The organism is Micromonospora fiedleri (genome assembly GCF_016774385.1).
Taxonomy (GTDB): domain Bacteria; phylum Actinomycetota; class Actinomycetes; order Mycobacteriales; family Micromonosporaceae; genus Micromonospora; species Micromonospora gifhornensis.
The window spans coordinates 1-456 of sequence record NZ_JAETXL010000084.1; the positions used below are offsets into that span (position 1 = coordinate 1).

At 36.2% G+C, this 456-nt stretch carries 1 protein-coding gene; it reads left to right on the plus strand.

The genetic code is table 11. The annotated features are described in order from the left end of the window. Positions 1-456, plus strand: a 456-nt coding sequence (locus JMF97_RS30740) for a hypothetical protein (RefSeq protein ID WP_203224685.1), incomplete at both ends; no start/stop codon positions are given.

Genomic DNA, 456 nt, shown 5'->3' on the forward strand with positions numbered 1-456 from the left:
ATCGTTGAAAGAATTGCTTCTAGTGAATTACCAACTGGAAGAGGTTTAAATCAAGAGGCAAACTTAAAGCGACCTAGAGACACTCGTCGGGGTTCTCATTTTGGTACAGTTACAAGTGTTATTTCATTATTTTCTCCAATAATTTCCTTGATGAAAATTATTGAAGACGACCCTAAGAATGATGCTGCAAGGACTGATGTAGGTTGCATTTTGTATGCCATGGAGGATTTTGAGTTTGCATTCTTGTTGCATCTTATGCACCTTATCTTGGGGATTTCTTATGAGTTGTCGCAAGCACTACAAAGAAAATATCAAGACCTTTTAAATGCAATTGGTTTAGTGAACGTAGTCAAGTCTCGTTTACAAGAGGTGAAAGATAGTGACTTTGATGAATTGCTTCAAGAAACAAACCTTTTTGCCAATAAATATGATATTGACATTCCGAATATGGAGGAT